Below are 4582 nucleotides of genomic sequence, written 5' to 3'. Positions count from 1 at the left end.
CACGTGGACACGGTGTCGTGGCGCGTCGGCTATGCCGAACCGGCCAGTTTCACACGGGCCTTCACCAAAAGGTTCGGCATGTCGCCCGGTCAGGTGCGGCCGCAAAAGACACCTGTTGAGTCAAACTGAGCATACGCGATAACGGGCGCCTTGTGCCAAATTCCACCGCTACCGCAACATCTTGAAAATATCGGTACATCGGGAACAGAAAACTCGGTATAACGGGAACACGCGAGATTCGGTACATCGGGAACGGACGTGTCAGACAAACAAGTAGACCTCTTCTTGGACCAACTCGCCGATGCGCCCGTCAAGGACGAGCGCGCGTTGATGGAGTTTCCGTTCTTTTCCCTGCAGAAACGCCCGCGCATGACCCCCTTCGTTTTCGACGACGGCACGGTCAAGATCGAGATCCAGCCAGGCCACAAAGGCATCGCCACGATCTGGGACAAGGACATCCTGATCTACCTGACATCCCTGGTGAACGAGCGGATCGAAAGCGGCCGCTTCGACGCTGACGCCTCGAACAGCATCCAGGATCGCACGATCACCTTCTCTGCCTATGACTTCCTGAAGGTCACGGGCCGCAGTTCCGGCAAGCGCGCTTACGAGCTGTTCCTCGACGCGCTCGACCGGCTCCGCTCCACCAACATTCTCACGAACATCACCGCAGGCGACGAACGCGAACGCCGCGGGTTCGGCTGGATCGAAGACTGGCGCGTGATCGAACGCACCAACCGGCGTGGGCAAAAAGTCATGGGCGCCGTCGAAGTCACCATGAACCGCTGGATGTTCAATGCCATCGTCAAGGATCGGCGCGTCCTGACAATCAACCGCGATTACTTCCGCCTGTCCAAGGGGTTGGAACGTCGCCTCTATGAACTCGCCCGCAAGCATGTGGGCCGCCAGCCGGAATGGTACATCGGTATCAAACGTCTGGCGGAAAAATGCGGCTCCATCGATACCGAGCGGAAATTCAAGTTCCGCATCAACGAGATTTGCGAGGCCGGCACCATCCCCGACTACCATGTCGAGATCGTGGACCCCGCCTCCGTCTCCACCCCGTTCAAGCCCAAGGGCAAGCAGGCACTTGTCCGATTCCAGCCGAAATTCGACGACCTAAGTGTTCCCGAAGTACCGACAGCGCTCAATCTCGACGTGGCCCACTCCGTCCTGACAGAAGTCAAGCACGCAAACCCGGAATATGACATCCAATACATCCTCAATGCGTGGCGCGAATGGGCGGCAAAAAAGGATGAACCGGTCAAAAATGCCAATGCAGCCTTCCGTGCCTTTGCGAAAAAGTACATCGAGGCCAACCCGATCTGGTGACTCGGTACATCGGGAACATCTCTTCGGTACATCAGGAACACACGACTCGGTACATCAGGAACGGGCGTTCGGTACATCAGGAACGCATACTCGGTACATCGGGAACGCATGTAAGACGCAAGAATATGAATTTCCTGAGTCTTTCCAGTCCCCTAACGTTGTAACAAACCTAACCCAATTTCTAACAGAAATAACCACTCAGCCAGCAAGCAGGCACCGTTGGCCCCTGCCCTAAACGTCAATTTTGCTTAGAAAACGCGGACCTGAAGCCAACCCAAGTGTTCCTGATGTACCGATAGCGCCCTGATACGGCCCAACAGGCCAGTTTGGGGCCCTGCCCTCCTCAGAAAAACGACAAATTCCTGTGCATCTGCCACTCCGCCTGAACGCCAAACCGGCATAGAAACCCACCGGCATATTCCCGCTCACAGGTTCGGCAGTCGTATGCTTGTGATGTGGGTCAGCCATTCTTACCTGCGTGCAGGATCGACAACCCCAGGTGTGCAAGATGAAAGACTTCGACAGCCAACCATCTAAACCCTCCACCGATCACACATTCCGCAAACTCATTGCCACAATGACCCGTGGCACCTCCCCCGTTTCGACAATCAACATGTGGAACGATTGGGCCCTGCACCTCGCGACATCGCCCGACAAACAATTGGCCCTCGCCAATAAGGCCCGGGACAATTGGACCAACTGGCTCCGCTTCGTGGCCAATGGCTGCCCCGCGGAACCAGAATGCCAGCCCGCCCAACCCAAAAAAGGCGACCGCCGGTTCACTGATCCCGGATGGGCCAACCCGCCTTTCGCCGCCTGGGCGCAAGCATTCCTTCTGACCGAAGAGTTCCTTGATGCGGCCACATCGAACGTCCCCGGTCTCAACCCGGCAAATGACGCAAAGATGACCTTCATGATGCGCCAGATGTTGGACGCCGTGTCACCCAGCAACTTTCTGGCCACCAACCCCGAAGCCATCGCGCGCACGGTCGAAACAGGGGGCCAAAACCTCATCGACGGCGCCGCGAACGCCTTTGCCGACATGCAAAAAGGGCTGAAGGTCGACCGCAAACGCCCCACCAAAGTGGTTGGACGCGACGTTGCCATCACCAAAGGCAAAGTCGTCTATCGCACCCACCTGATGGAGCTGATCCAATACACCCCGCGCACCGACACGGTACATCAGGAACCGATCCTGATCGTGCCCGCCTGGATCATGAAATACTACATCCTCGACCTCAGCCGGGACAACTCGATGATCCGCTACCTGACGGAACAGGGGTTCACCGTATTCGCGATCTCATGGCGCAATCCGGGCGCCGAAGACGCAAATCTCGGAATGCTCGATTACCTGCATCAGGGGCCCATGGCAGCGCTTGATTACATCGGTGACGCAACCGGGGCTCAAAAGGTGCACGGCACCGGCTACTGCCTTGGCGGCACGCTTCTGTCGATCGCTGCGGCCAGCATGGCCCGGGACAAGGACACCCGGCTCGCCACCCTCACCCTTCTCGCGGCCCAGACCGATTTCAGTGAGGCCGGGGAACTGATGCTGTTCATCAACGAAAGCAAGGTGTCCTTCCTCGAGGATGTGATGGCCGAACAGGGCTACCTCGAAGCTAATCAGATGATGAGCGCCTTCCAGATGCTGCGATCCAACGATCTGATCTGGTCGCAGATGGTCCGCAAATACCTGCTGGGCGAAGGCGAACCGCCAATGAATGACCTCATGTCATGGAACGCCGACAGCACCCGGATGCCTGCACAGATGCACGCAGAATACCTGCGCCAGATGTTCCTGAACAACGACCTCGCGGCAGGGCGCTATCACGTGGACGGACGTGCGGTTTCTCTGCGCGATATCCGAATCCCGATATTCGGCGTCGGCACGGAAACCGACCACATCGCCCCATGGAAATCCGTGTTCAAGATCCACGATCTGGGACACGCCGATGTCACCTTTGCCCTGACCAATGGCGGGCACAATGCGGGTGTCGTTTCCAAACCCGGCCACCCGCGCCGTCATTTCCGCCTGCACACCATCCGCGATGATGAAAACACGCTCAGCCCCGAGGATTGGTGCGACGTGGCCGAGCTGCACCAGGGCAGCTGGTGGCCCACCTGGACGCAATGGCTGTCCGCACGGTCCGGCCAAATGGTCAAACCCCCGAAGATCAAGAATGCGCTGGCGGATGCGCCAGGAACCTATGTCAAAATGGAGTAAGATATGCTGCCCAAAACCGACTTTCTGGCCGGTAAGAAGGGACTTGTCGTTGGTGTGGCCAACGAAGATTCAATTGCGGCGGGCTGTGCCCGGGCCTTTCGCGCCTCACAGGCCGATCTGGCACTGACATATCAGACCGAAAAGTCGCGCAAATTCGTGGACCCCGTCGCGCAGGCGGTCGATGCAGAAATCTTCATGCCATTGGACGTCACGGATGATAACCAGATGGATGCGCTGTTTAATGCCATCCGCACCCGCTGGGGTCGGCTGGACTTCCTTGTCCATTCCATCGCCTTCTGCCCTCGCGAGGATCTGCACGGTCGGGTCGTCGATTGTTCAAAGGATGGGTTCGGGCTGGCCATGGACATTTCAGTCCATTCCCTGATCCGACTGGCCAGGCGGGCCGAACCCCTGATGACAGATGGCGGTACGATCCTGACGGTGTCCTACCACGGCGCCGAAAAGGTCGTGGACAACTATAACATCATGGGCCCGGTCAAGGCCGCGCTCGAGGCGACAACACGCTACCTTGCAGCCGAGTTAGGGTCGAAAAACATCCGCGTGAACGCTATGTCCCCCGGCCCGCTGCACACCCGCGCGGCCTCTGGCATCGACCATTTCGATGCCCTGATTGACGACGCCAAGGCACGCGCACCGCTCAACCAATTGACCACGATCGATGAGGTGGGCGCGATGGCGGCCTGCCTCGTCTCGGACTTCGCCCGCTCGGTCACCGGAAACACCGCTTACATCGACGGAGGGCACCATGTCGTCTGACATCACCCCCAGCATGGGCTACATCGAAAACCGCCCTTTCGAAGACATCGCAGTGGGCGACAGCGCCGATCTCGTCCGCACCCTGACCGCACAGGACATCGATGCCTTTGCCGTGGTGTCGGGCGATGTGAACCCCGCCCACGTGGATCAGGAATTCGCGCAGGAAGAGGCTTTTCACAAGGTCATCGCCCACGGCATGTGGGGCGGTGCGCTGATCTCCAACGTGTTGGGCACGCAGCTGCCCGGTCC

4 protein-coding genes are annotated in these 4582 nt (G+C 58.6%); all 4 read left to right on the top strand.

Annotated features, from left to right (window positions below; genetic code table 11):
• The first annotated feature begins 258 nt into the window (after window positions 1-258).
• The gene (locus AC6RA8_RS18500; RefSeq protein ID WP_500354714.1) at window positions 259-1332 is read left to right on the top strand and encodes a replication initiator protein A; all 1074 of its coding nucleotides are present in this window, start codon (window positions 259-261) and stop codon (window positions 1330-1332) included.
• A gap of 508 nt (window positions 1333-1840) precedes the next feature.
• Entirely contained in the window at window positions 1841-3556 is a 1716-nt protein-coding gene (locus tag AC6RA8_RS18495) for a PHA/PHB synthase family protein (protein WP_500354712.1), read from the top strand.
• A gap of 3 nt (window positions 3557-3559) precedes the next feature.
• Window positions 3560-4333 (top strand): enoyl-ACP reductase FabI, encoded by a 774-nt coding sequence (gene fabI, locus AC6RA8_RS18490; protein ID WP_500354710.1) that lies wholly within the window; start codon window positions 3560-3562, stop codon window positions 4331-4333.
• On the top strand, window positions 4323-4582 hold a 260-nt coding region (locus AC6RA8_RS18485), incomplete at its 3' end, for a MaoC/PaaZ C-terminal domain-containing protein (protein WP_500354708.1). The genes fabI and AC6RA8_RS18485, both read left to right, overlap by 11 nt.

It is taken from the genome of Tateyamaria sp., from assembly GCF_059783535.1.
The sequence above is the reverse complement of the archived record's forward strand: the minus strand, read 5'-3'. Positions and strand labels throughout refer to the sequence as shown.